The organism is Geodermatophilus sp. CPCC 206100, assembly GCF_048569675.1.
Taxonomy (GTDB): Bacteria; Actinomycetota; Actinomycetes; order Mycobacteriales; family Geodermatophilaceae; genus Geodermatophilus.
This window is the reverse complement of the sequence record NZ_JAQISV010000030.1, coordinates 33284-58174: the sequence shown is the minus strand read 5'-3', so window position 1 is coordinate 58174 and position 24891 is coordinate 33284. Positions and strand designations below refer to the sequence as shown.

General features: G+C 74.2%; 29 protein-coding genes, 1 pseudogene and 1 riboswitch. Of the genes and pseudogenes, 18 read left to right on the top strand and 12 right to left on the bottom strand.

The features are described from left to right. The first annotated feature begins 54 nt into the window (after positions 1–54). The gene (locus PGN05_RS15210; RefSeq protein ID WP_419753398.1) at positions 55–1395 is read left to right on the top strand and encodes a hypothetical protein; all 1341 of its coding nucleotides are present in this window, start codon (positions 55–57) and stop codon (positions 1393–1395) included. Further along, positions 1392–3071: a TM0106 family RecB-like putative nuclease gene (locus tag PGN05_RS15205; RefSeq protein WP_419753397.1), complete on the top strand. Its 1680-nt coding sequence runs from the start codon at positions 1392–1394 to the stop codon at positions 3069–3071. Before PGN05_RS15210 ends, PGN05_RS15205 begins: the two co-directional genes overlap by 4 nt. 9 nt (positions 3072–3080) lie before the next feature. Here the strand turns inward: PGN05_RS15205 and PGN05_RS15200 are convergent, their stop codons facing one another. Then, the gene (locus PGN05_RS15200; protein ID WP_419753396.1) at positions 3081–3992 is read right to left on the bottom strand and encodes a hypothetical protein; all 912 of its coding nucleotides are present in this window, start codon (positions 3990–3992) and stop codon (positions 3081–3083) included. Positions 3993–4043: 51 nt separating this feature from the next. On the opposite strand from PGN05_RS15200, the gene PGN05_RS15195 reads away from it, so the two are divergent. The 5 genes from PGN05_RS15195 to PGN05_RS15175 all read left to right on the top strand — a co-directional run bounded on the left by PGN05_RS15195 (position 4044) and on the right by PGN05_RS15175 (position 6591). After that, positions 4044–4757, top strand: coding sequence for a hypothetical protein (locus PGN05_RS15195; RefSeq protein ID WP_419753395.1), 714 nt, complete (start codon positions 4044–4046; stop codon positions 4755–4757). A gap of 117 nt (positions 4758–4874) precedes the next feature. Then, entirely contained in the window at positions 4875–5288 is a 414-nt protein-coding gene (locus PGN05_RS15190) for a hypothetical protein (RefSeq protein WP_419753394.1), read from the top strand. 55 nt (positions 5289–5343) lie between these two features. Further along, positions 5344–5760 carry a hypothetical protein gene (locus PGN05_RS15185; RefSeq protein ID WP_419753393.1) on the top strand — a complete coding sequence of 139 codons (417 nt, stop codon included), beginning with the start codon at positions 5344–5346 and terminating at the stop codon, positions 5758–5760. Positions 5761–5775: 15 nt separating this feature from the next. Next, positions 5776–6309 carry a hypothetical protein gene (locus tag PGN05_RS15180; protein WP_419753392.1) on the top strand — a complete coding sequence of 178 codons (534 nt, stop codon included), beginning with the start codon at positions 5776–5778 and terminating at the stop codon, positions 6307–6309. A gap of 63 nt (positions 6310–6372) precedes the next feature. Continuing rightward, positions 6373–6591 carry a hypothetical protein gene (locus tag PGN05_RS15175; protein ID WP_419753391.1) on the top strand — a complete coding sequence of 73 codons (219 nt, stop codon included), beginning with the start codon at positions 6373–6375 and terminating at the stop codon, positions 6589–6591. 19 nt (positions 6592–6610) lie between these two features. Here the strand turns inward: PGN05_RS15175 and PGN05_RS15170 are convergent, their stop codons facing one another. Together PGN05_RS15170 and PGN05_RS15165 are read right to left on the bottom strand one after the other, a co-directional pair. Next, positions 6611–7279 (bottom strand): HD domain-containing protein, encoded by a 669-nt coding sequence (locus tag PGN05_RS15170; RefSeq protein ID WP_419753390.1) that lies wholly within the window; start codon positions 7277–7279, stop codon positions 6611–6613. Next, positions 7276–8682, bottom strand: coding sequence for an ADP-ribosylglycohydrolase family protein (locus PGN05_RS15165; RefSeq protein ID WP_419753389.1), 1407 nt, complete (start codon positions 8680–8682; stop codon positions 7276–7278). Before PGN05_RS15165 ends, PGN05_RS15170 begins: the two co-directional genes overlap by 4 nt. A gap of 158 nt (positions 8683–8840) precedes the next feature. Between PGN05_RS15165 and PGN05_RS15160 the strand changes: the two genes are divergently transcribed. Continuing rightward, a complete protein-coding gene (locus PGN05_RS15160; protein WP_419753388.1) occupies positions 8841–9509 on the top strand; it encodes an NUDIX hydrolase in 669 nt (222 codons plus the stop codon). Between the two features lie 376 nt (positions 9510–9885). Further along, positions 9886–10584: a hypothetical protein gene (locus PGN05_RS15155; protein ID WP_419753387.1), complete on the top strand. Its 699-nt coding sequence runs from the start codon at positions 9886–9888 to the stop codon at positions 10582–10584. 61 nt (positions 10585–10645) lie between these two features. On the opposite strand, the gene PGN05_RS15150 is transcribed toward PGN05_RS15155, so the two are convergent. Together PGN05_RS15150 and PGN05_RS15145 are read right to left on the bottom strand one after the other, a co-directional pair. Continuing rightward, positions 10646–11038, bottom strand: coding sequence for a type II toxin-antitoxin system VapC family toxin (locus PGN05_RS15150; RefSeq protein ID WP_419753386.1), 393 nt, complete (start codon positions 11036–11038; stop codon positions 10646–10648). Beyond that, entirely contained in the window at positions 11035–11256 is a 222-nt protein-coding gene (locus PGN05_RS15145; protein ID WP_419753421.1) for a FitA-like ribbon-helix-helix domain-containing protein, read from the bottom strand. Before PGN05_RS15145 ends, PGN05_RS15150 begins: the two co-directional genes overlap by 4 nt. A 345-nt stretch (positions 11257–11601) precedes the next feature. Between PGN05_RS15145 and PGN05_RS15140 the strand changes: the two genes are divergently transcribed. The 3 genes from PGN05_RS15140 (at position 11602) to PGN05_RS15130 (ending at position 15072) form a co-directional block, all read left to right on the top strand. Continuing rightward, positions 11602–12606: a DUF3048 domain-containing protein gene (locus tag PGN05_RS15140; RefSeq protein ID WP_419753385.1), complete on the top strand. Its 1005-nt coding sequence runs from the start codon at positions 11602–11604 to the stop codon at positions 12604–12606. An 86-nt stretch (positions 12607–12692) separates the two neighbouring features. Beyond that, entirely contained in the window at positions 12693–13337 is a 645-nt protein-coding gene (locus PGN05_RS15135) for a dihydrofolate reductase family protein (protein ID WP_419753384.1), read from the top strand. 67 nt (positions 13338–13404) lie between these two features. Beyond that, positions 13405–15072: an FAD-dependent oxidoreductase gene (locus tag PGN05_RS15130; RefSeq protein ID WP_419753383.1), complete on the top strand. Its 1668-nt coding sequence runs from the start codon at positions 13405–13407 to the stop codon at positions 15070–15072. Between the two features lie 27 nt (positions 15073–15099). Here the strand turns inward: PGN05_RS15130 and PGN05_RS15125 are convergent, their stop codons facing one another. The 4 genes from PGN05_RS15125 to PGN05_RS15110 are packed head-to-tail and all read right to left on the bottom strand — an operon-like array spanning position 15100 to position 17104. Continuing rightward, positions 15100–15471: a type II toxin-antitoxin system death-on-curing family toxin gene (locus PGN05_RS15125; protein ID WP_419753382.1), complete on the bottom strand. Its 372-nt coding sequence runs from the start codon at positions 15469–15471 to the stop codon at positions 15100–15102. Next, the gene (locus PGN05_RS15120) at positions 15468–15671 is read right to left on the bottom strand and encodes a DUF6290 family protein (RefSeq protein WP_419753381.1); all 204 of its coding nucleotides are present in this window, start codon (positions 15669–15671) and stop codon (positions 15468–15470) included. The genes PGN05_RS15125 and PGN05_RS15120 overlap by 4 nt, the downstream gene beginning before the upstream one ends. A gap of 39 nt (positions 15672–15710) precedes the next feature. Further along, a complete protein-coding gene (locus tag PGN05_RS15115; protein WP_419753380.1) occupies positions 15711–16595 on the bottom strand; it encodes a carbohydrate kinase family protein in 885 nt (294 codons plus the stop codon). Then, positions 16586–17104 (bottom strand): HAD domain-containing protein, encoded by a 519-nt coding sequence (locus tag PGN05_RS15110; RefSeq protein ID WP_419753379.1) that lies wholly within the window; start codon positions 17102–17104, stop codon positions 16586–16588. Before PGN05_RS15110 ends, PGN05_RS15115 begins: the two co-directional genes overlap by 10 nt. A gap of 154 nt (positions 17105–17258) precedes the next feature. On the opposite strand from PGN05_RS15110, the gene PGN05_RS15105 reads away from it, so the two are divergent. From PGN05_RS15105 to PGN05_RS15095, 3 genes are all read left to right on the top strand, one after another. Further along, a complete protein-coding gene (locus PGN05_RS15105; RefSeq protein WP_419753378.1) occupies positions 17259–18065 on the top strand; it encodes a hypothetical protein in 807 nt (268 codons plus the stop codon). 163 nt (positions 18066–18228) lie between these two features. Beyond that, on the top strand, positions 18229–18612 hold the full coding sequence (locus tag PGN05_RS15100) for a hypothetical protein (RefSeq protein ID WP_419753377.1): 384 nt from the start codon (positions 18229–18231) through the stop codon (positions 18610–18612). 72 nt (positions 18613–18684) lie between these two features. Beyond that, positions 18685–19569 (top strand): LppW family protein, encoded by an 885-nt coding sequence (locus PGN05_RS15095; protein ID WP_419753376.1) that lies wholly within the window; start codon positions 18685–18687, stop codon positions 19567–19569. Between the two features lie 42 nt (positions 19570–19611). Here the strand turns inward: PGN05_RS15095 and PGN05_RS15090 are convergent, their stop codons facing one another. Beyond that, entirely contained in the window at positions 19612–20127 is a 516-nt protein-coding gene (locus PGN05_RS15090; protein WP_419753375.1) for a C40 family peptidase, read from the bottom strand. A 13-nt stretch (positions 20128–20140) separates the two neighbouring features. After that, positions 20141–20274: riboswitch (cyclic di-AMP (ydaO/yuaA leader) on the bottom strand. A gap of 351 nt (positions 20275–20625) precedes the next feature. Here PGN05_RS15090 and PGN05_RS15085 point away from each other — a divergent pair. Continuing rightward, complete coding sequence (locus PGN05_RS15085) at positions 20626–20796, top strand: hypothetical protein (protein WP_419753374.1); 171 nt, start codon at positions 20626–20628, stop codon at positions 20794–20796. Between the two features lie 51 nt (positions 20797–20847). Continuing rightward, positions 20848–21810, top strand: coding sequence for a D-2-hydroxyacid dehydrogenase family protein (locus PGN05_RS15080; protein WP_419753373.1), 963 nt, complete (start codon positions 20848–20850; stop codon positions 21808–21810). Positions 21811–21814: 4 nt separating this feature from the next. Here PGN05_RS15080 and PGN05_RS15075 read toward each other — a convergent pair whose 3' ends face one another. Then, the gene (locus PGN05_RS15075) at positions 21815–22714 is read right to left on the bottom strand and encodes an SMP-30/gluconolactonase/LRE family protein (protein WP_419753372.1); all 900 of its coding nucleotides are present in this window, start codon (positions 22712–22714) and stop codon (positions 21815–21817) included. A 53-nt stretch (positions 22715–22767) separates the two neighbouring features. Between PGN05_RS15075 and PGN05_RS15070 the strand changes: the two are divergent. After that, positions 22768–23615: pseudogene (locus PGN05_RS15070) on the top strand (NmrA/HSCARG family protein). 98 nt (positions 23616–23713) lie between these two features. Here PGN05_RS15070 and PGN05_RS15065 read toward each other — a convergent pair. After that, positions 23714–24871, bottom strand: coding sequence for an RtcB family protein (locus PGN05_RS15065; RefSeq protein WP_419753371.1), 1158 nt, complete (start codon positions 24869–24871; stop codon positions 23714–23716). Positions 24872–24891: the final 20 nt, after the last annotated feature.

The following is a 24891-nucleotide window of genomic DNA, read 5'->3' as shown; positions in this document are numbered from 1 at the left end:
GCCGGCTCAAGGTCGGGCGAGGCACTGCCGACGACAGGTCTCGTGGCACCACCCGTGGACGAAGAACTCGAGAAGAAGCGCTACGAGCTGCTGAGGTTCACCTACGACGAGGTCCTGGCCGCCACCAAGCACCAGGACGAGAAGATCAACAAGCTCCTGACGGCGGTCGCGTTCCTCGTCGCCGGTTCGCTGGCCCTGGCCAACCTCGCCGACGCCAAGTTCGCCATGCGCGGCTTCGCGCTGTCCGAGGGGACGTCGGTGCCGTTGGCGATGTTCACGGTCGGCGTCTTCCTGGTCGGCGTGCTGGCCGCCGTCCTGATGCTGATCGGCACGATGACCTCGCCGTTGCGCTTCCCGGGCGGCAGCCGCGCCGACGCCCCGGACATCGAGTACGTCACCTCGTTCCGGGCGGGGCAGGTCTACTTCAACGAGATCGCCTCCGGCTCGCTGGCCGAGTGGTACGGGAAGTGGGCGGTGAAGGACGCCGCGGCCCTCCTGTTCGAACGCAACGAGTCCCTGGTGCGAGAGACGCACAACCTCGCCGTGCGTGCGGAGTCCAAGTACACCCGGACCACCGAGGCCGTGGCGGTGCTGTCCTTCGCGCTCCTCTCCTTCGCGCTGTCGGTCGTGCTGCTCGTCCGGGCGGCCGCTGACCCCCTGCCGGCGAGCGGGACCTCGCCGGCCGACGCCGTGACCGTCGACTGGCCGCTGCGCACGCTCCTGGCCCTGGTGCTCCTGGGTTACTGCTGGCTCCAGCTCCGCGGCTCGGCGCGGGGCGAGTTCCAGTCCGTCGCCGACCTGGCGCCGGAGCCTCCGCCGGAGGACGACGCCCATCGCCCGCCCGCGCGGCCGCTCCAGGCGTGGGTCCGGACCGCGGCCCACCCCTTGGCGGTCGCGCTGGTGCCCGCGTGGCTGGCCTTCGCGCCCCCCGCGCACTGGATCGGGGCGCTCGTCGCCCTCGTCCTGCCCCTCCTCGCCTTCGCGCTGCTGCGGCGCGCCCTGCCGGAGCCGGACACGGACGCCGACGCGGTGATGGCCCGGGTCCGGAGGGTGGAATCCGGCGTCTCGATGCCGCCCGATGAGCAAGCGAAGGAGCAGGCGAGGCTCGACGAACGCCGTGAGGAGATGAGCAAGCGGCGTCGGTCCGTGCTGGGTTGGGCCGGTCCCGTCGCTGTCGGCTATGCCCTGGTCGGCGCAGGCGTCGTCTTCGCCGGGTGGTACCCGGTGCAGCTCGTCCTCGCCTTCGCCGGCGCCGCCGGCCTGCTGGTCGCGGCCTTGGCGGCGACCACCACTCGGCAGCGCCGTCGGGTGCTCCGCTACGCCAAGCGACGGAACACCGCGCTGGCGGAGCAGGCACGCCCGGTTCCCGAGCCCGTCCCGGCGGTCCGGCCGTGACCGGGCGTCCGGTGCTGCTCGGCGGCTATGCCGCCCGGCGCTGCCCCCGCGCCACGCACAACTCCTTCGACCGCGCCGTGACCGACCAGCTGACCCGGACCGCCGCCGAGCACCCGGAGCTGGTGCCCGCACCGGACCAGCAGCTGCTCGACCTGGGGATCGCGCACGAGGCCACGGTGTTCGGGGCGTGGCTGGCCACGGGCGAGAACGTCGTGGACCTCCGCCCGCTGGAGGGGGAGAAGCGGGCCCACATCGCGGCCACCCTCCAGGCTCTGGACGAGGGCCGCGCCGTCGTCCTGGGCGGGCGGCTGCCCGACGACCCGACCGGCGGACGGACCGGGAAGCCCGACGCGCTCATCCGGGAGGCGCACGGGCGCGGCTACCACCCGTGCGACGTCAAGGCGCACCGCGTCCTCTCCGACACGGGCACCGGTCGTCTGGTCGCCGACCTGCCCGCCCCGGCGCTGACCGAGGCGGTCCCCTCCGACGGGGGACTCCGCCACCACGAGGGCGACCTCCTGCAGCTGGCGCACTACTGGCGGATGCTCGAGGCCTGCGGGCGCCAGGCGTCGGCGCCGTGGGGGGCCATCGTGGGCACCGACGGGGGGCCCGCGCCGGTCCTGGCCTGGTACGACCTCGCCGAGCCGGTGCTGCCCACCTTCTCCCGCAGCCGCGGCAGGACCAGCCGCAGCGCACTGGAGCGCTACGACCACGAGCACGACTTCCGCCTGCGCGTGGCACACGTCGCCCGGCAGCGCACCGGGGGCGCCACCGACCCGGAGCCCCTGGTCACGCCCGTCGGGCACGAGGAGTGCGTCACCTGCTCGTGGAAGCCGGTGTGCGTCGACACCCTCCCGGACGACGACGTCAGTCGCGGGCTGCTGGGGACCATGAGCGTCCGCGAGTACCTCGCGCTGCGCGGCGAGGGCATCGAGGCGTTCGACGACCTGGCCGGCGCCGACGTCGACGCGCTGCTGGAGTCGACGTACGCAGCAGAGACCACCCCCGACCGCGGACGGGCGCGGCGGCTGCGCAAGGCCCACGTCGCCGCCCAGTTGTTCCGCGACGGGGTCGTCCTGCGGCTGCGCCCCGGCGCCGTGTTCGACGTCCCGCGGGCCGAGGTCGAGATCGACCTGGACATGGAGTGCACGCGCGACAACCGCGTCTACCTGTGGGGCGTGCTGGTCACGACGCCGGACAGCAGCACGTTCCACCCCTTCCTCGACCTCGACGTCGACGACGACGCCTCCGAGGCGGCCCTGGCCAGGAGGTGCTTCGACTGGGTGCGCGACAACCACCCGGGCGCGGTGACCTACCACTACAGCCCGGTCGAGCGGACCTCCGCCCGGCGCATCCTCGGCGCGACCGTCGGCTCGTACGCGGGCACGTCCGCCGACCTCGACACCTGGGTCGACCTCCTCCCTCCCACACGGGCCTGCCTGGAGAGCCGCAAGGACCTCGGCATCAAGGTGGTCGCCCAGCACGGCGCCGGCTTCACCTGGCGGGACGAGGACCCCGGTGGGCGGCAGTCCCAGAACTGGCTCGACGAGGCGCGAGCGGGGGACCGCGCGGCCGCCGACCGCATCCTCGCCTACAACGAGGACGACGTCCGGGCCACGCTGGCGGTGCGCAACTGGCTGGCCGACGTGGCCGGGCGCCCGCCGGCGGCCCGGTAGCCGACCGGGTCACGGCGCGACGTCGGTCCCCGGGTCCCCGGTCAGCTCGTGCGAGTGGTGCAGCGTGTCGTGCCACTCCTCGAGCTTCCGCTCGGCCGACTGCAGGGCCGCTCGGTCGCCCGGGTCGGTGGCCGGGTCGGTGAGCGCCGTGCGGGTGAGGTCCAGCCGCTCCTGCGTCTCGGCTCCGGTGTAGGCGAACCGCCCGAAGCGGTCCAGTCCCCGGCCGGCCGCCGGGCTGACGCTGGGCTCGCGGCTGCCCAGGGTGGGCACGGGTCGGCTCGTGGCCTCGGACAGCGTGGCCAGCTTGCCGTCCTCCAGCCAGACGGTGAAGCCGAGGAGGGTCCCGGTCTCGTCGTCCACGTCGCTGTCCAGGTCCAGGCCCTCCAGGGCGGGACGGTCGGCCATCTGCACGGCCGGGTCCACCACGGGGTTGGCGACCAGCGCCGCCAGGGCCTCGTGCAGCGTCGGCATGGGCACGCCCATGGAGACGGCCAGTTCGTGCCCGTCGGCCTCTCCGACGCCCTCCTCCAAGTGGCGGACGACGGCCAGCGCGAGGTCCAGCGGACGCGCGCTCCCGGCGCGCACCTCGACCGTGGCCGGCCCAGGGCGGAGCCGTTCCCGCGCCCGCGCCAGCGCTGCGTGCTCCTCGGGGCTCAGGTGCAGGTGCGGGCCCTTGATGGTCAGGTTCAGCCGCACGCCCATCCGGTTGGGCAGGTCGTGGCGTCGCTCGGTGAGGCCCGTCTCGATGAAGCCGCGCTCGCGCAACTGCCGGAGGTCGCGGCGCAGCGTGCGGTTGCCGCTCGTCCCGCGGTACTCCGCGCACAGGGCCCGCAGGTCGTCGGTCGAGAACGCGGTGGAGGGACGCCGGGCCAACTGGCGGAGGACGGCCGCCATCCGCTGGGTGGGGCTCGTCCTGGGCACGCCCGGATGCTGTCAGACGGTCGTGTCCCAACTTGCCGGAGCGTGTTCGACATGACCAGCGCCGAGATGACCCGTCCGATCGTCACCTGGGACGGCGCACCCGCCACCCGCTTCCCGGCCGACCCGTACCCGGGACAGCGTCCGGACGGCTCCTTCCTGGTCGCCGACGGGCGGGTCCGTCAGGTGTGGGCCGACCCCACCGCCCGATCGGGGTGGGCGTGCGGGAACGGGCTGGACCTGGGCCACTGCCTGGCCGCGCTGGACGTGCCCGGGATCGCCGACCGCGCCCCCGTGCTCGCGTACGGCAGCAACGCGAACCCGGCCAAGATCGACGGCCTCCGCCTCGGCCCGGTCGTCGCCCTCCGGGTCACCACCACGCACCTGGCGGCTGCCTGGTGCACGCACCCGCGCGGCGACGGGCAGATCCCCGCGACGCTGATCGCCGCCCCCGGCGTGGTCGAGACCCACCACGTCCTGCTGTGCACGGCGGCGCAGGTGCGGCGGCTGGACAGGGTGGAGGGGCGCGCCGCCGGCATCTACGTCCTCGGCGTGCTCCGTCCCGGCAGCGTCACGCTGGAGGACGGCAGCCCGGTGGAGGGCGTCCTCGCCTACGTCGGCGGGAGGGGGCGGCAGCCCCTCGCCGACGCCGCTGGCCGCCCTCTGCTGCTCACCGAGGTCGACCAGGGGGCGGCGGCCCGGGCGGCCCGCGACCCGATCGCCTGCTGGCCGGAGGTCGCGGTGGACCTGACCCCGCTCGCGGGGTGACCCGGGGTGAGCGCCGGTGGCGGACCGCTCAAGGTCCGCCCGGCGGCTGCCGAGTGCCCGTACGGAGAGGGACGCGTTGCGGGCCCGACCACGACAGCCAATCCCTGAGGAGTGGACATGGAGACCATCGAGCAGCACCTGTGGCCGCTCGTCGTCGCGGAGTACCCCACCGTGGCGGCCGACGACTACTCCGCGGTGTACCAGGCGTACGGCCCCGCCTTCGGCCCGTGGCGGCCGGTCGCCGTCGGCGGTGCGGACGGGGCCGCCACGGTCCTCGCGGCCGGCGGCCTGGTCGACGACCCGGTGACGGCGATGGCGGCCGTCGCCGAGGACTGGCGGCTGCTGGCCGGTACGCCCGACCGCGACCGGCTGCCCGCCTGCCCGGAGCAGCCGACGGCCGGGGACGTCGCCCGCGAGGCACCCCAGGGGCTGCTGCTGCGGCACGGCCTGGCCCGCCTGGAGGGCGGAGCGCCCGGCCTCGACGTCCCCGCCGACCTGCCGGTGGCGACCCGCCCCCGTCGCCGGAAGTGACCCGGCCCAGCCGCTGCGCCGTCGTCCGTCCGATCCCACCTCCGAGGAGCGCCTCGTGCCCATGACCCCCGTCCGCTCCGTCCAGCCGGTCGCCCCGGTGTCCCAGGACCTCCTCGCCACCGAGGCGGTGGCCCACCTGGAGCGGGCCGGCTACCGCGCCACGAGCGGCACCTTCGGGGACCTGACGACCGCCGAGGTCGCGCTGGCCGGCGGTCTCTCCATGGTCCTCGTGCCGATGGTGGAGACGCTGTACGACGACCTGGACACTCCCGACGTCGACCTCTGGCACGTCCTCGTCCGGGACGCCGGCGGGACGTACCTGGAGGTGCCGGACGGCGCCGATCAGGACGACGCGTGCCCGTCGGTGCTGTGGGCGGCCCGCATGGGGGTGGACCCGGCGGCCGCGGTGCTCCTGGTCCGCAACGCCCTGGCCGACGACGACGTCTGCGCCCACTTCGGCCTGTCCGTCTGATCGAGAGGACCCCGCATGACGTATCGCCAGACCCGCCGTTCCAGCAGTGCCCTGATGGTGCTGCCCACCTGCCGGGGCAACGACCTCTCCTTCGCGCTGCGCGTGGAGGCCGGACCTCCTGGCGGCCTGTGGCTGCGGCCGGAGATCGCGGGCATCAGTGCCGACTGGCGTCCCGAGCCGGTGGTCACCCGGTGGTCGCCGGCCGACCTGCGGCTGGCCGCGGACTGGTTCGAGGAGGTGGCCGACGCCGACTACTTCCCCGACGACCACTTCCTGTGGTTCGGCAGCCCGGCAGTCGCGTTCGGGCTCATCGAGTACCACCCGGACCGGATCGCGCTCGACGTCTGCCTGACCAGCGACCCCGCGGCACCCTGGCCGACCTTCGACGGCGGCCAGTGCATCGCGGCTCCCGGCACCAGCCACCGCGACCTCGTGTACGTGACGGTCGACCTGACCCGGGAGGCGTGCCGGGAGGCGGCAGTGACGTGGCGCTGCTGGGCCGACAGCCACGGCCGGGTGCCGCTGATCACCTACGACGACGAGGAGTGACCGGTTCGGTGGCCGCACCCCGCTGCGTGGGCCATCCCGTGACCGGGGCGCACGACGCCACCGATGACGTCGCCGGGCGCCTGCTCCATCCGCACCGTCGAGGCATGCGGGTATCGGCTCCGGCTCGACGAGCGGGACCGGCACGACGAGGCGCTCCTCGCCCGCACCACCGCGACCGAGCGGGAGGCCCTCGCCACGGAAGAACGCGAGCGGATCGAGCGGCTGCAGGCCGAGGCCGTCGCCGACCGGGCCCTCGGCGACCTCGTCGACCCGGAGCCCTGATCCCCGTCGCGCTGGAGGGTCAGCCCGCGGCGGGCGGTTCGGTCGGGATCGTGGCCCGGTCGGCGCCGGCTGCGTCGACCAGTTCGTCCACGGCCCGGTGCAGGGCCTCGGCGATCGTGCTGCCCGGCAACCGCTCGACGACCGCCCGCTCGACGCTCGTGTAGTACCAGAGCAGCTGGTCGCGGCTGGCGTTGAAGGTCGACCAGAACCCCGGCCCGTAGCGGCGGACGTCGGCCGCGATGCACAGGCCGTTGTGCGTCTTGTCGGCCGCGGTGACCAGCAGGGCGTCGAGCGGTTTGTCGGCGAGGCCGGCGACGTACGGCCGCTTCCGCTCGGCCCACGTGCCGCTCCGGTTGCCCTCGGCGTCCAGCCCGTCGGAGCAGGCGCGCACGATGTCGGCCACCGGGTCGCCGAACTCGGACCGGATGCGTTCCAGCACCGCTCCGCCCTCGCCCGTCGGCGCGTCCTCGACCGCATCGTGGAGCAGCGCCGCGATGGCCTGGTCCTCGGTTCCGCCGTGCTCCAGCACCAGCGCGCTCACGCTCATCAGGTGCGACACGTACGGGACCTGTGAGCCCTTGCGCAGCTGCTCCCGGTGGTGCCGGGACGTGAACGCGAACGCCTCGTCGAAGCGCTCGCTCAGCGCGCCGGACCCCATCCGGCCCCGGTCCTCCAGCGTCGTCGTCATGCGTTCCCCTTCCGTTGGTCGGCCAGCCGCTCGAGGGCGGCGGTGAAGCTGTCGTTCCAGAGGCCGAGGTGCTCCCAGCGTTCGGCCACGTACGCCGTCGCCTCCTCCACCGACATGCCCTCCTCGCGCACCAGCCAGCCGCGCAGCACCAGCCCGGTCCGCGAGGCCCCGCCGTGGCAGTGCACGAGCAGCCGGTGCCCCTCGTCCCGCAACGCGGCCATGTCGTCGAGGACGTCGGCCAGCACCGCGTCGACGTCGCTGTTCGAGTCGTTGTCGGCGAGGTAGGCCATCCGGTGCACGGTGTGCGGGAACGGCTCGCCGAGACGGCACAGCGAGACGACCGCGAAGTCCGCCTCGCTGTACCGGGCGCCGTCCAGGTTGCCGGCCCAGATGCCGGGCAGGACCTCGCGCGGACCGATCTGCGGGATGACACCCGGGTGGTACGGCGGCGCCTCACGACCGTCCAGTGCCGCCGCCAGCTCCTGCAGGTCGGCCAGCCGCCACACCCGGTTGCCGTGCCCGGGCACGCGGCCGTGCACCGCCGACGACCACCGCATCGGGATCCCGGCCATCCCGTACACCGCTCCGGCCAGCCCGCCGGCGACCGCGGCCACCGTGTCGGTGTCGCCGCCCAGGTCGATGACCAGCCGCAGCACCTCCGCGAAGGACCCGCCTCGCCGCAGCGCCCACACCGCCTGGCCGAGGGTCGGCCAGACCGCGCCGTTGGACTCGGTCGCCAGCTCCGGCGTCCAGTCAGGCGCCAGCACGGTCGCCCAGCGCTCGCGGTGCTCCGGCGCGACGCCGTCCATGGCGGAGGGGATGGCGGCCAGCGGGTCGCCGCCGTCCAGCGCGACCCGCACCAGCTCGTGGAAGATCGCGCAGCCCTCGCCGGTCGACGGGTCGCCGTGGGTGAGCGCGGAGATGCGGCGGGCGGCGTCCATCGTCACCTCGCGTCCCTCGCGGGCGAACCGGATGGCCGCGGGGGTGGTCCGCATCAGAGATCCGTTGCCCGCGGCCCGGCCGGAGCGGCGGAAGTGGTCGGCGGCGGCGACGTCCCACGGCAGGCCCGAGCCGAGGACGGCGCGGGTCTGGATGCCGACGTCCTTCGGGTCGGTCCGAGCCCAGGTGCGGAAGCGGTCGAACAGATCGGCCTCGTCCAGACCGCCGCGCTCGACGAGGGACGTCGCGACGAGCAGCGCCATCTGCGTGTCGTCGGTGAACTCGCCGGGTTGCCAGGGGCCGCCGCCGCACATCTCGGTGTGCGCGCCGCGGGCCGGCGTCGGGAAGCGGGCCGTGAACTGCCCGGGCGGGCCGAATTCGAAGGGCGCGCCGAGCGCGTCGCCGACGGCGGAGCCGACGAGCGCGCCGGCGACGCGGTGGGAGCGGTGGATGGGTCGGGTCACTCAGGCCTCCTGGAGGGGGTGGGTCAGGTCGATGCCGGAGGTCCACCGTGCGGTCGGCTGCCGGACGCCGGTGTCCGCCGTGGTCATCACCTCTCAGGGTTAGCTCAAACTCGCGTCAACTCCTAAGTTAGACGGGATCTGCGCTAACGTCAATCACCGTGTACCGCGACAGCTCGGGCAGGGCCCTGACCGACTACCCACGGCCGTCGGTCGCCGTCGACACGGCCGTCCTGACGGTGCCCGCCGACGACCCCCGGCTCGCTGTGCTGCTGGTCCGTCGGGCGGGGGAGGACCGGCAAGAGGAGTGGGCCCTGCCGGGCAGTTTCCTGCACGAGGGGGAGTCCCTGGCCGACGCCGTCCGCCGGTCGCTGCGGCAGAAGGCCGGCCTGACGCCGGAGGGCGAACCGCGTCAGCTGCACGTGTTCGACGAGCCCCACCGCGACGACCGCGGGTGGGTGCTGTCGGTCGCGCACGTCGCGGCTCTGCCCTGGCGGGCGGTGGAGCCGGTGGTCGTGGCGCGGCAAGGGGACGTCGTCGTGCGCCCGGTCGACGAGATCCGTGGCCTGCTCTTCGACCACGACGACATCGTGGAGCGCGCCGCCGACGACATGAGGACCGCCTACCGGGAGCGGCCGGACCCCGACGGGTTGCTCGACGAACCGTTCACCATCCGGCAGCTCTACGGCCTGCACGAGGCCGTGGTCGGCCGCCTCCGGTCGGTGGACACCTTCCGTCGAGCGATGTTGTCCAAGCTCGAGGACACCGGGCAGATGTCCGAGGGGACGGTCGGCAAGCCGGCGCAGCTCTACCTCCGTCGTCGTACCTGAGGTGCTGCTCCCTCAACCCGTGCGCGGACACCCAGGACGCGGTCGCGAGCCGCAGGCCGAGATCCTCGACGAAGTACGGGTGTTGCTTGCAGAGACGGTTGTGGAGCTTGCGGATGTCCACGCTGTCCAGCAGTTCGGGCAGGAGAGTGATCTGTCGCCGGGCGCACGCGCCCGAGTGATTCCATCGGCGCCGGGACCTGTCAGGAGTGCGCGTCTGTTCTCGCCGACGCCGATGCGTGACGCCGGCCTGTCTTGCCAGGTCCTCCGTCCGATCCGACGGTCGCCTGATCGACCTTGAGGGGCGCGGCTCCTCGCCGAGACTCCTGAGGACAGGTGTCGTCCCTCTCGTCCCGCGCCGTCGACCCCGGGAGCTTCGATGCAGGATCCGCGCACCCTTCCTCTGCCGGGCTGGTTGGCCGATGCCGTCCGGGCGACGCCGGCGACGACCGTCCTGCACCAAGCGGTGGACGTACCGCCCGAGTGGTGGCGACACGAGCTCGCGAAGCGAGACCTGGCGTACGAACTCTTCGACGTCCCCGATCGCCAGATCACGCGGGCCCAGCTGTTCGAGATGGGCAAGTTCGCCGCCAACTCAGAGGAGGATGCTCGCCGGCTGCTGTGGGCGACCCTCGCGTGGGGGACCGGACGACGGCACCGCAACAACCGGTCGCGCATCTCCGCGGTGGCCACGTCGCTGGACGCCCGCAGCGAGACGCTGCGGAAGGCGGCTGAGCTCGGTCGGACCGATCCTCGCGCGGCCTACCGACTCCTCCGGCCACGCCGGAATGCGGTCTCCCACCTGGGGCCGCCGTTCTTCACCAAGTTCCTCTACTTCGCCGGAAGCGGCAGTGCCGATCACCGCTGCCTGATCCTCGACTCGATGGTGGCGAAGAGCCTCCGGCGGCACTGCGGGTGGACATCGCTGACCGGCTTCTACTGGTGGCCGGCCGACGACTACGCGGCCTACTGCGACCTCCTCGCCCGATGGGCACAGGAACTGACCGCGGATGCGGACGAGCCGGTCACCGCCGACCGCATCGAGTACATCCTGTTCACTCGGGGAAAGTCGGAGTGACCACGGCAAGCTCGCCACCGTCGCGTCGGACGAGGTCCGTCCCGCTGTCGACGCCGGCGCCTCAGCCGATGACCGACACGGGGCACCGAAGGCCTGGGGCGCGGGACAGTCGGCGATCCCCGGTGACGAGGTGGGCAGCCAAGAGCTCGGCGAGTGCGACGTACGTGCCGTCGTAGGCGCTGACCGCGTCGCGGAGCTCGAGGACGCGGTCGAGGAGCGGTCCGTGCCCGTGCCGGGTGATCGCCAGCTCACCGAGGTCACGGATCGAGGACCGTGCCTCCTCAACCGTCAACCGGCCGGTCAGCACCCAGCGACGGATGGCTGAGGTCGCCTCCACGTCGAGTAGGTGAGGGGCATGGGGCTCCTCCGATCGCAGTGCCTCCCGGGCGGCGTCGCCCTCCGCTCCGCCGACCAGGAGTGCGGTGACCACGACCGAGGCGTCGACGACGATCAACGCTCGGGGCGCTCGGCCCGGATGGTCTCCACGACGTCGGCGATCGAGATGTCCAGCCGCCGCGAGGCCGACCTCGCCAGGACTTCCTCGATCGGTGGCCGGGCGGCGACCCGTTCCAGTTCGCGGAGCACGTACTCGGACAGGGACGTCCCGGCCCCGGCCGCGCGCCGCCGGAGCTCGGCGTGCACGTCGTCAGGCACGTTCCGCACCTGCAGCATCTTGCCCACGGGACGAGGCTACATGTGATTCGCATGCGCAGTCCGTCGTCCAGTGAGGGACGCCGTCCCGCCATGACCACGTGCCGGGCGCGGTCGAGCGTGCCGATACAGAGGAGGCACCACCCCGCTGACCTCAGGAGCTGCGACGTGCCCAGGTCCACCGCGGCCCGGCCGCGCTCCGGGCCGAGCGGAGGCGCCCGCAGCACGAGAGGCGCCCGCAGCACGAAGAGCGCTCGCAGCACGACGAGCGCCCGCCCGACGAAGCGGACGCCGGCCAAGCGGCCGACGGCGAAGGGGCGCCGCCGCGCGAGGTCCAGGCGAGGCCGCCGAGCGGCCCTGCTCGTCGTGCTGGTCGCGGCCGGCATCGTCGCCTGGCCATCGATCCGGCAGCACCTGTCCGCCTTGCCGTTCCTCGACTCGATCGTCTCCGCGTCGCCGCCGTCCGCGCCCGCCTGGCCGCTGACCGGCGTCCCGACCGATGCGGTCCCCGACCGCCCGGCGCTCGCCGTGAAGATCGAGAACTCCGTCGACGCCCGCCCGCAGACCGGGCTGGGCGCCGCGGACGTGGTGTGGGAGCAGGTGGTCGAGGGCGGCATTCCCCGGTTCGTCGCCGTCTACCACTCCACCCTCCCGCCCGAGGTCGGCCCGGTGCGCTCGATCCGGCCGATGGACCCCGCGATCGCCGCGCCGCTCGGCGGGCTGCTCGCGTTCTCCGGGGGCGTGCCGCCCTACGTCGCCGCGGCCCAGGACGCGGGACTGCAGGTGCTCAGCCAGGACAGCGGCGCCGACGGCTTCTCCCGGACGGCGACCCGCACGGCGCCGCACAACGTCTACGCGGCGCCGCAGATCCTCGTCGAGCAGGCCGACGCCGCCCACCGCGCCGCCCCCGGCGCCCAGTTCGACCACGCAGGGGCCGGCGCAGAACCCACGGCCGTCGCCGCGGGGCAGCCGGCGACGAGTCTGGACCTCACGCTGTCCGGCGTCAGCCACCCCCGGTGGGCGTGGAGCGCGGCGGACGGCCGCTGGCTGCGCAGCGAGGGGAGCACCCCGGCGGTCGAGGCGGACGGGCGGCGGATCGGCGCCGCCAACGTCGTCGTCCTGCGCGTCGACGTCGTCGCGACCCAGGCCCGTGACCCGGCCGGCAACCCCGTCCCGGAGACGATCCTGACCGGCACCGGCCGAGCCCTCGTCGCCTCCAGCGGGCACGCGGTCGAGGCCACCTGGTCCAAGCCGGGGACCGGCGACCGGGTGAGCCTGACCGGAGCGGACGGCGACCCGGTGGAGCTGGCGCCCGGGAGCACCTGGATCGAACTGGTCCCCAACGGCGGCGGCGCGGTCGCCACCGGCTGACGACGACGGCGATGTGAACGGGCCCGCGCGATGAGTCTCCGGCTCTCGGGCGGTCTGACCCTCGTCGACCGCGCGAGGAGGAACACGTGGAGCAGTTGCTGCGAGTCCAGAACTTCACCGTCTCGAGCGACGGGTTCGGAGCCGGCGAGCACCAGAGTCTGGAGCGACCGTTCGGGCACGCGAATCCCATGGAGCTGATGTCCTGGGCCGTCGCCACGGCGAGCTGGCCCAACCGCACCAAGCCGGGGGGTAGCCGCGGCCTGGACGACTACTTCACGCGGGACTTCGCTCACAACATCGGCGCCGAGATCATGGGCCGCAACAAGTTCGGTCCCCAGCGCGGGCCGTGGCCGGACCACGAGTGGCAGGGCTGGTGGGGCGCCGAACCGCCGTTCCACACCCCCGTGTTCGTGATGACCCACCACGAGCGTCCGTCGTTCACGCTCTCCGACACCACGTTCCACTTCGTCGACGCCGACCCGGCCGCGGCCCTCCGACAGGCGCGCGCGGCCGCCCAGGGCAAGCACGTCCGGCTCGGTGGCGGGGCCACCACCATCCGGGAGTTCCTCGACGCCGACCTCGTCGACACCCTGCACGTGGCCGTCTCGCCGGTGGAACTCGGCTCCGGGGTGCGGCTCTGGAAGTCACCCGACGAGCTGCTCGACCGCTTCCACCTCGACGTCGTGCCGAGCCCGAGCGGCGTGACGCACCACCTGTTCTGGCGGAGGTGATCCGAGGGCCCACGCGGGGACCTTCGAACCTGTTCCCGCGCAACGCCCGTTCCTACCGTCACGGGACATGCCTGGCACGAACGCGCCCCTGCTGGTCGCGGTCGACGACGACCCCGCGCTGCTCGCCGACGTCGAGCGGGAGCTGCGCAACCGGTACGCCTCGGACTACCGCGTCTGCTGCCTGAGCTCACCGGACGAGGCGCGCCGCATGCTGGACGAGCTGGCCAGAGCCGGCGAGGAGGTTGCCCTCGTCCTCGCCGCCGAGGACCTCGGCGGCGCACCCGGCACGGAGTTCCTGGCGGGCGTGCCGAGCCTGTTCCCGCACGCCCAGCGCGCGCGGCTCCTCCCGTGGGCCCGCGTCGGCGAGCCGACCACCGGCGACGCCGTCTTCGAGGCCATCGCCCGCGGCCGCATGGACCAGTGGGTGATGCGGCCGGCGCCGCCGCCGGATGAGCAGTTCCACCAGGCGCTGTCGAGTTTCCTGCTCGCCTGGGCCGAGGCGCGCCGCCGCGCACCGCACACGATCGACGTCGTCGGCGAGACCTGGTCCGGCCGGGCGTACGAGCTGCGCGAGACGCTCGGGCGCTGCGCGCTGCCGCACCGGTTCTGCCTGGCCGGCTCCGAGGAGGGCCGCGCCATCCTCGCCGACGCCGGCCTGGACAGGAGGCTCCCCCTCATCGTCATGCCCAACGGGGCGGTGATGGAGGACCCCACCGACATGGACATCGCCCGGTCGGCGGGGACGACGATCGACCCGTCCGGCGAGGAGTACGACCTGGTGATCGTCGGCTGCGGGCCGGCCGGCCTGTCCGCGGGCGTGTACGGCGCCTCCGAGGGGCTGCGCACCGTCGTGATCGATTCGGGCAGCATCGGCGGCCAGGCCACGGCGAGCTCGTCGATCCGCAACTACCTCGGCTTCCCGAGGGGCCTCAGCGGTGCGGACCTCGCCCGCCGCGCCTACCAGCAGGCCTGGGTCTTCGGCGCCCGCTTCGCCTTCATGCAGCAGGTCACGCACCTGGCCCGGGAGGACGGCGGCGTCGTCCTCACCCTCCACACCGGCGGGGTCGTGGTCGCCCGCGCGGTCATCCTGGCGACCGGCGCGAGCTACCGCCGCCTGGGCGTCGAGCCGCTCGAGGAGCTGCGCGGTTCCGGCGTCTACTACGGCGCGGCCGCCTCCGAGGCGTCGCTCGTGGCGGGGGAGGAGGTCTACATCGTCGGCGGCGCGAACTCCGCCGGGCAGGCCGCCCTCCACCTGGCCCACTACGCCAAGCGGGTCACCCTCGTCGTCCGGGCCGGGTCCCTCGCCGCCGGCATGTCGCACTACCTGGTCCGCCAGGTCGAGGAGACGCCGAACATCGAGGTCCGGACGTCGACCGAGGTGGTCGACGGCGGCGGCGACGGCCGGCTGGAACACCTCGTGCTGCGCGACCGCACGACCGGCGACCGGGAGACGGTGCCCGCCTACGCGCTCTTCCTGATGATCGGCGCCCGGCCGCACACCGACTGGCTGCCGCCGACCGTCGACCGCGACGACGCCGGCTTCGTCCTCACCGGACCCGACCTGAGCGACGACGCCGTCCGGGCCCTGGGGCGCCGCCCGCTGCCGCTGGAGACCTGCGTGCCCGGGGTGCTCGCGGCCGGCGACGTCCGGCACGGGTCGGTGAAGCGCGTGGCCTCCGCCGTCGGCGAGGGCTCGATCGCCATCCAGTTCGTCCACCACCTGCTCGCCGTGTGACTCCTCGCGGCTGGTCCGCGATCACCGCTACGGAGCCGTGCCCGACCGCAGGCGCTCGGCGATCGGCTCGATGTCGTCCAGTTCTCCGGCAGCGACCGAGATGATCAACTCGTACGCCTCGTCGTTCGACAGTGTCAGTCGCCTGCCGTTGACGCCGTAGAAGGCGATCGTCGCGGCGAGTGCGAGTCGCTTGTTGCCGTCCACGAGCGAGTGGTTCCGTGCGAGGGAGTGCAGCTGCGCCGCTGCCTTCTCGTGGATGGTCGGGTACGCGTCCTCGCCGAACGCCGTGGACCGCGGTCGCGCCGCGGCAGACTCCAGCAGACCGACATCCCGCAGCTCGACCTCGCCGATCGCTCGCCTGACGATGTGCAGGAGATCGTCGACGTCCAGGAAGATCACTGGCCGAGACGCTCCAGTGCCTCGGCATACCGCGGGAGTTCCTCATCGAGCACGCGGTCCAGGAGTTCGCGCTTGCTGTTGCGTTCGATGTAGTCGCGGACCGCCTGCCGGGCGACGTCCTGCATCGACCGGCCTTCGAGCTCGGCTCGGCGGCGGAGGGCTTCGGTCTCCTGGTCGTCCAAGCGCAGGGTCATGGCCATGGCCTGGATGGTATCGCTGGTGATACCGTAGTGACCGGGTCAGGGCGGCGGCTGCGCGCCCACCACGCCGGCGACCACCGCGGCCGCCGCGTGGCCGCTGCGGACGGCGTCCAGGACCGGCGCCCCGGCGCGCCAGCCGGCCAGCACGCCGGCGGCGAAGGCGTCCCCGCAGCCGGTCGTGTCCCGCACCGACGGCAGCGGCGCCACCGGCACCTCCACCGCGCCGGCCCGCGTCAGCACCCGCGTCGGCCGGGCACCGGCGTGCACCAGCACGAGGTCCGGTGCCCACGCGGGCAGGCCGCCGTCCAACGCCAGCACCGACGCCTCGGCGGCGTTGCAGAAGAGGACGTCGGGTCGCAGCCCGGCGAGCAGCTCCACGTAGCCGCTCCCCATCCGGGTCGCTGCCGCCGCGTCCACGCTGACCGGGACACCGGCGTCGTGCGCGAGGTCGGCCGCGGTCCGTACGGCATCGGGGAACCTCAGCAGGTCGTAGCCGTCCAGGTGGACGACGGCGGCGCCGGCCAGCCATCCGGGCCGGACGTCGGCCGGCTCGAGGGCGCCCTCTCCTCGGTCGGTGAGCAGGGTCCGCTCGCCGTCCGGGTGGACCAGCACGGTGGACAGCGGCGTCCGTCCGCGGCGCACCACCGACGTCTCGACCCCGCGCGCACCCAGCGCGGCCAGCAGCCCGTCGGCGACGGGGTCCGCGCCGGCCCAGCCCGCCAACCGCGCCGGGACCCCGAGCCGGGCCAGGGTCGCCGTTCCGTTGGCCGGCGCGCCGCCCGCCGTAGTCCCCCGGACGACCCGCTGCTGCCCGCCGACCACCAGCGGGCCCGACAGCTCCAGCACCTGGTCGGCCACCAGCTTGCCGAGCGCCACCACCGGGCCCCGACCCGCCGGGCGCGGCCACGCCGGGGTCACAGCCACGCCTCGATCGCGTCCAGCTGCTCGTGGGTGAGCCCGGTGAACAGGTCGGGCGCGACCACCAGCACGTGCGGGTGCGCCGCCAGCCACTCGCCGGTGTCGGCGGCCTGGCGAGCCAGGTCGTCGTCGATCCACACGATCCGCCGCTCCGGCTCGGCCTCCGCGACCGCCCGCGCGGCGGCCAGCTTCCACCAGCCGGACGCACCGTCGAGCGCGCCGAGGAACCCGGTCGGCGCGACCCCCTCCCGGACGTGCACCCGCAGTCCCCGCGGCAGGCCCATCGGCCCGGCCAGCAGCCGGTCGGCGTCCGCAGCCCACGTCGTGAGCCAGTGGATCTCCACCCGCTCGGACTCATGCCATGCGCGCAGCCGGCCGGTGATGGTCGGGTCCCAGGACAGCACGTACCCGTTGAACGTGCCCCGCGCCCAGCCCTCGGGCAGGGCCACGCAGGGCGCGTTGAGCACGCCGTCGACGTCGAGCAGCAGGATGGGGACGTCGCCGGTCCCGGCCATCGGAGCACCTCCAGCGCCGCGTGGTCGAGCACTGCCTACCCGCCTCCGAGCAGTAACCGCGCGTTGACCTTGATGTGGTGTGGGTCACGGCCGATGTCCTGGGCGCGGTCCGCACGCGGACCGCGTCGGCCACGCCCCGCGGAGAGGCATCGGGATGACCACTGCAGAGCTCACCACCGTCCGGTCGGCCGAGTGGCGCGCCGACTTCCCCAGCGACGAGGCCGCTTACTACGCGCGCCGTCGAGCCGACGAGCTGCGGCTCGCGGGCGGGCTGCTGGAGCGGGCCCGTCCTTTCCCCGACGTGCTCGGCTCGATGCCGGTGTGCGTCACCGTCTTCGGGCACCTCCGCGCGCACCCGCGCGCCGCGGTCGCCGTCCTCAACGACCTCCTCGGCCTCGACCTGATCGGGCTCGAGGGCGTCGACGTCCGGGGTCGGCGCATCGCCGGGATCGAGTGCGCGTGGGCGCCCGACCGCCGTGACCACCTCAAGGACCGGACGGTGTTCGACGCGGTCGTGGCCGGCCGACTCGCGGACGGGCGCAGCCAACTGATCGCCGTCGCGACCGAGGACGTCGACAGCTCCGACCGCGACCCGGAGAACACGGCCGCCGACGAGAGGTACCGCGCTTGCTGCCGCGGGTTCGGGATGGCCGAGGGCGCCTTCGCCGAGCTGCGGAGGCACGACACCCGCCGGCTGCTGCGCACCGTGCTGCTGACCGAGAGCGTGCGCCGGGGTGGCCGCGGCGGCGGTCCGGTCTTCGACGAGGCGCTGACCGTCGTGCTCTCCCGGGACGACGACGCCGCCGCGCGGTCGGCCGTGCGCGCGGTCCAGGCCCGGCGCGGTCGCCTGCGCACCGACGTCCGGTACGTGGCGCACCGGCAGCTGGCGGACGCCGCTGCCGGGATCGACGACCTCGCCGACTGGGCGGGCGGGTTCCGTCGTCGCTACGTCGTCGGCTGAGCGCGGGCGGCACTGACGTTGCGTGACCGGCGGCCCGCGTCCCTCACGCGATGGGAGGACGCCGGCGCCCGACCGGGCGGCTCCGGGGGGCCGGCGCGTTCGCGGGGTGCTGTCCTGGAGCACCGCGGTCCCTGACCCGCCGCGATGCACCAAGGAGCGCCTCATGACCGACCCCGACCTCGGCTTCCCCCTCTGGACGGGCAACCGGGCGTCCGAGGCTCCTCGCTGCCGCAGCTACGTCCCCGGACACGGCGTGCACCCGCTGCGCGTCCAGCTCGCCAACAGCAGCCCGGACGAGGACTGGGCCGCCGTCGTCGTCATGGGCGCCGTCGACGACGTCGTCACCGTGGCCGTCGGCGACGAGCTGCGCCGCTACCGCAACCACGACACCGCGCGGCTCGTGGAGCACGTCGGCCGGGTCGGCGCCGACGCGCTGCTGAACCTCCGCTACGGGCTCCTGTTCCTCCGCTCCTGGCCCCGGGAGTCCCACGCCGCCTTCTCCGTCCAGCCCGCCGGCGACCTGCCGCAGCCCTGCCGGCCGCGGTAGGCCGTCCCCCGTCCGGGGGAGAGCAGCAGCTCAGGCGGGGTGTTTGCCAGGAAGCGGTCCCACCCTGGGCCCGTGGCCGGACGCCGTCCCCTCCGAGACCACCGGCTCCGCCGGGGTCTGGCCGCGCTGTGCGCCGCGGCGGTCCTGGCCGGGTGCGCCGGCCACGCCGCCGGCCAGGACGTCGACACCGCCTCGGTCCGGAGTTCCCCGACCGCTGAGGTCGTGCCACCCCGACCCGTGGCCCCGGCCGTCGACGCGGTCCGGGTCCTGACCGACGTCACGGCCGCGGCGGCCGGCGCCGGCGGGACGGTCACGGTCGCCGTCCAGGACGCCGACGGCCACCAGCTCCTCGCCGGCGGCGACGCGGGCGCACCCGCCTACACCGCCTCGCTGGTCAAGGTGGTGGTGGTGACCCGGCTGCTCCAGCTCGACCAGGCCGGCGCCGTTCCCCTCGACGAGAGCGACCTCGAACGGGCCCAGCGCGCCATCACCGACTCCGACGACGACGCGATGAGCCTGCTCTGGGACCGGTACGACGGCGCCCGCCTGGTCACCGACCTCGCCGGCGAACTCGGCCTGACCGGCACCGCACCGCCGGCGATCGCCGGGCAGTGGGGGCAGGCGACCACCACGGCGGCGGACTACGCCACCGTCCTCCGCCGGCTCCCCGAGCTGCTCGACGCGGAACGCGCCGGGCTGCTCACCGGCTGGCTGGGATCGGTCGCCACCACCGCCGCCGACGGGTTCGACCAGCGGTTCGGGCTGTTCGGCCGGGCCGGCGTCAAGCAGGGCTGGATGTGCTGCGTCGACGGCCGGCGCCAGCTGCACTCGGCGGGCGTGCTCCCCGACGGCCGGGTGGTCGTCCTGCTCGGCGACTTCCCGACCTCCACGACCTGGGACCGGGCCCGCGCCGCGCTCGACGGCGCAGCGGCCGCCGTTCTCGCCGGCATCGGCTGACCGTGCCCCGGCCGCTCGACGAGCGGCCGGGGCACCGCGGCGTCAGGCGACCCGGCGAGCGCCGGCGTAGCTCGGCATCGAGTCGAGGTTGACCACGGCGACCGGCTTGCCGGCCGTCGAGGCGTGCACCATCTGGCCGTTGCCGATGTACATGCCCACGTGCGAGACGGGGCTGTAGAAGAACACCAGGTCACCCGGCCGGAGGTCGCCCTTCCCGACCGCGGCCCCGAACGTCGACTGCGCCCGCGAGGTGCGGGGGATCGAGACGCCGGCCGCCTTGTACGAGAAGGAGGTCAGGCCCGAGCAGTCGAAGGAGTTGGGACCGGTCGCGCCGTAGACGTAGCGGTCGCCCACCTGGGCGAGAGCGGTGTCGACGGCGGCCTGGGCGGTGCCGTTCGGCGCGGCGGCCGGAGCGGCGGCGACGGCGGCGGTGGCGGCGGGGTCACCCGCGTCGGCCGAGGCCGGCAGGGGGGTGAGGGCGATTCCGGCACCGGCGATGGCGGCGACGGCGATCCCGCGGAACGTGCGACGTGCAGAGGGCGTGCGTGTAGTCGTCATGGACGACGGGTTCTCCTGTTCTCCACGGCCGCCTACCGGGTTAGCTGACGGGTTCGGGCGGGGGAGTCGCCCGGCGCGACGGATCGCGCTTCACCCCAGGGATCCAGGTGGGTCCCCGGTCCGGGCATCGGTAGACGACCGATGCCTGGTTCGGCGGGGTCCGGCGGGTGCCGCTCCGGGAGATGGGCGGCGAGGGGGCCCGCGAGACCGGGCAGAACGCTAAGAAGGCGCGACGAGCGTCGCCAATCGGGGTCGATGACCTGGCGACCGCGCCGACCTCGCCGCGACTCGCCGTCGTCAGCAGCGGGGACGACGGAGCGTGAGGAGCGTTTCCCCAGCGTCCGTGCTGGTCAGGAGATTTCCACGACTTGACCTGACCCCGGGGTGCCGCCACGGTGCGTCACCGGCGGGCGACCGCGAGCGCTGGGATCCCGGGTGATTGACCCGGCCGTCGGGCGGGCAGGGAAGCAGGCAACCCCAACCAGGAGGAGCAGTTCGATGGCAGGCATGATCCGCAAGCTCGTGGCGTCGGGGATCGCGGCGAAGGTGCTGCAGGAGGCCCGCAAGCCGCAGAACCAGGCCAAGATCAAGGAGTTCATCGCCAAGATGGGCGAGCAGAACAAGAAGGGCGGCGGCGGCAAGGGCTACGGCCGCGGCCCCGTCCGCTGACGCCGTGACCGGACGCAGCCCCGCTCGAGCTCCGAGCCGGGGCCGCGTCCGGTGACCGTGCTCCGCATCGCCGTCCTCGACGACCACCAGTCCGTCGCCGCGGACTTCTGCGACTGGTCCCGGCTGCCCGAACCGGCCGAGGTCACCTACCTCGCCGACCCCGCGCCCGACGAGGACGCCCTCGTCGCCCGCCTCCGGCCCTTCGACGTGCTCGTCGCCATGCGCGAGCGCACGCCGTTCCCGCGCCGCGTCCTCGAACGCCTCCCGCAGCTGCGCCTGCTGGTCACCACTGGCCGGCGCAACGCGGCCATCGACCTCGCCGCCGCGGCCGACCTCGGCATCCCCGTCTGCGGCACCGGCTCGCACGCGCCCGGCACCGCCGAGCTGACCTGGGCGCTCATCCTGGCGGTGGCCCGGCACGTCCCGGAGGAGGACGCCGGCATGCGCGCCGGCGGCTGGCAGACCACGCTCGGCACCGACCTCGCCGGCGCCACACTCGGCGTCGTCGGGCTCGGCCGGCTCGGCGCGCGGGTCGCCCGCATCGGCCGCGCCTTCGACATGGACGTCGTCGCGTGGAGCCAGCACCTCACCGACGAGCGCGCCGCGGAGGTCGGCGTGCGACGGGTGGGCCGGGACGAGCTGTTCGCCACAGCGGACGTCGTCACCGTGCACCTGGTCCTCTCCGACCGCACCCGCGGGCTGGTCGGCCGCGCGGAGCTGGCGCGGATGAAGCGCACCGCGATCCTGGTCAACACCTCCCGCGGGCCGATCGTCGACGAGACCGCCCTCCTCGCGGCCCTCCGCGAGGAGCGCATCGCGGGCGCCGGCCTCGACGTCTACGACCGCGAGCCGCTGCCCGCCGAGCACCCGCTCCGCCGCGAGCGGCGCGCCGTCCTCACGCCGCACCTCGGCTACGTCACCCGCAACACCTACGAGGTCTTCTACGGCGAGGCGGTCGAGGACGTCGCCGCGTTCCTCGCCGGCTCGCCCGTCCGCGTCCTCCGCCCGGAGTGAGCGCCTAGGGCCGGCCGGCGTGCGGGACGTCGACCTCGGTCGCCACCAGCACCGCCTCGCGCACCGGCGCGCGGTTGTGCTCGTAGAAGTCCGGCGCGCAGCACATCAGCAGGGTGCGGCCGTCGTCCCCGCCGAGCATGCAGGCGAAGACGCCCAGCCCGGACGGCGCCGCCACCTGGTCGACCACCACGCCGCCCGGCGCGAGGCGGACCACCCGCGCGCCGAGGCCGTCGGCCGCCCAGATGTGCCCCTCGGCGTCGAGGGTGCAGCCGTCGGGGGCGATCACCAGTTGGCCGAGCACCTCCTCGGTGGTCCGGCCGGTCACCTCCGGGCCGAGCGCCGCCCACACCCGGCGGTTGGACAGCGTCCCGTCCGGGGTGAGGTCCCACGCGGTGTACCGGTTGCCGAACGTCTCGCCGACGATCAGGGTCCCGCCGTCCGGGGTGATCACCGAGCCGTTCGGGAACTGCAGGCCGTCGGCGACCACGGTGACCGTGCCGTCCGGGTCGACCCGCTTGAGCGTCGCCGGCGCCGCGTCGTCGCCGGCCATGAGGTCGAAGCCGAAGTCGCCGACGAACACCTGCCCCTGCTCGGTGACGACCAGGTCGTTGAGCGAGCCGCTGCAGTGCTCGGACAGGTCGGCGTGGGTGGACAGGACGCCGTCGGCGAGGCGCAGCACGCGGTGGTCCTTCATCGACACGACGACCATCGACCCGTCGGGCAGCCAGCCCAGCCCCGAGGGCTGCTGCTCGACCTCCGTCACGACCGTCTCCGCGCCGTCGGCGGTCACCCGGCTGACGATGTGCCGGTAGAAGTCCGACACCCACCAGGTGCCCTCGCGCCAGCGCGGGCCCTCGAAGAACCCGCCGCCCTCCATCACGGTCCTGAGCTGACGATCTGCCATGGCGGGACGCTAGCGGCAGAGTGAGGCCGTCACCCCCCAGACCGAGGAGACCCATGACCGTCATCGCCGTCGTCGGGGCCACCGGCCAGCAGGGCGGCGCCGTCGCCCGCGCCCTCCTGGACGCCGGTGCCCGCGTGCGCGCGCTGGTCCGCGACCCCGCCAAGGCGAGCGACCTGGCCGACCGCGGGGCCGAGTTGGTCCGCGCCGACCTCGCCGACCCGGCCAGCCTGCGGTCGGCGTTCACCGGTGTCCAGCGGGTGTTCGCCATGACCACCCCGTTCGGCGCGGGCGGTCCGGAGTCGGAGGTCCGGCAGGGGACGGCGGTGGTCGACGCCGCCGCCGACGCCGGGGTCGAGCACCTGGTCTACAACTCGGTCGGCGGCGCGGAGCGGTCCACCGGCATCCCCACTTCGAGAGCAAGCGCCGGGTCGAGGAGCACCTCGCTGCGGTCGGGCTGCCGGCCACCGTCGTCCGGCCGGTGTTCTTCATGGAGAACCTGGCCTGGATGGCCGCGACCGAGGACGGCGGGGTCGTCGTCCGCATGCCGTTGCCGGCGGGCGTGCCGCTGCAGATGATCGCCGTCGCCGACATCGGTGTGGCCACCGCCGCCGTCCTGCTCGACCCCGCCCGGGTGCCCGGCGGCAGCATCGAGATCGCCGGTGACGAGCGGACGGGGGAGGAGATCGCCGCCGTCTTCGGCGAGCGGGCCGGCCGGCCCGGTCGCTACGAGGCGCTCCCGCTCGACGTGCTCGGCGACGACGCCGACTCGCGGGCCATGTTCGCCTGGTTCGTCGACCTGCCCGCCTACCAGGGCGATCTCGCCGCCACCCGGGCGCTCGCGCCCGGCCTGCACGACCTGCGGGCGTGGGTGGCAGCCGGCGGCTGGAACCCACAGGCCTGAACCGCACCCGGCAGACCTGTTCTCGGCGATGCTCGTGCTCTGCCCACCGCGGTGGGCAGAGCACGAGCATCCGCAGGGGAAGTCCCTGGCCGGGGACGTCAGTCGCCCTTGACGTTCACCACCTGGCGCAGGGTGTGCCGGATCTCCACCAGGTCGGCGGCGTCGGCCATCACGACGTCCACCGGCTTGTACGCGTCCGGGTGCTCGTCGAGGAAGGCGTCCGACCGGCCCCAGGCGATGCCCGCCATCCGCCGGTCGAGGTCGGCGCGGGTGAACAGCCGGCGGGCGGCACCCCGGGAGTGGTTGCGGCCGGCCCCGTGCGGCGCGGACATCAGCGACTCCGGGTTGCCCTTCCCGACCACCACGTAGGACGCCGTCCCCATCGACCCCGGGATCAGCCCCTCCTGCCCGCGCCGCGCCGAGATCGCGCCCTTGCGCGACAGCCACACCTCGCGGCCGAGGTGGGTCTCCCGCTCGGTGTAGTTGTGATGGCAGGAGATCTCGACCCGGCGCTCGACCTCGGTGTTCAGGAAGCGCGACACCTGCTCGGCGACCCGGTCCATCATCTCGGCGCGGTTGAGGAGGGCGAACCGCTGCGCCCACCGCAGCGCCTCGATGTAGGCGTCGAACTCCGCCGTCCCCTCCTCGAGCCAGGCGAGGTCGCGGTCGGGCAGGTCCATCCCGCGGCAGCGGTCCTGCGCGATCCGGATGTGCTTGGCCGCCAGCCGGTTACCCACCCCGCGCGAGCCCGAGTGCAGGAACAGCCACACCCGGTCGGCCTCGTCCAGCGACACCTCGATGAAGTGGTTGCCCGACCCGAGCGACCCCAGCTGCAGCGGCCAGTGGTCGGCGACGCCGTCGGCCTGCCGCACGCCCGCCAGCGCGCGGAGCTCCTCCACCCGCGCGGCCGCCGAGTCCCGCAGCTTCTTGTTGTACCGGCCGGCTGACAGCGGAACGGCCCGCGAGATCTGCTCGTGGAGGACGGCGAGCTTGCGCCCGTGCAGGTCGTCGGCGGTGAACTGGGTGCGGACGGCGTCCATCCCGCAGCCGATGTCCACCCCGACCGCCGCGGGGATGATCGCGCCCTCGGTCGGGATCACCGACCCGACGGTCGCGCCCTTCCCCAGGTGCGCGTCGGGCATGAGCGCCATGTGCGGGCGGACGAACGGCATCGAGGCGGTGCGCTCGGCCTGCAGGCGGGTGGTCGGCTCGAGGATCGAGGCCCAGTTGAGCAGCCGGTCGCTGATCGTCTCCACCGGCCTGGCATACCCCGTCC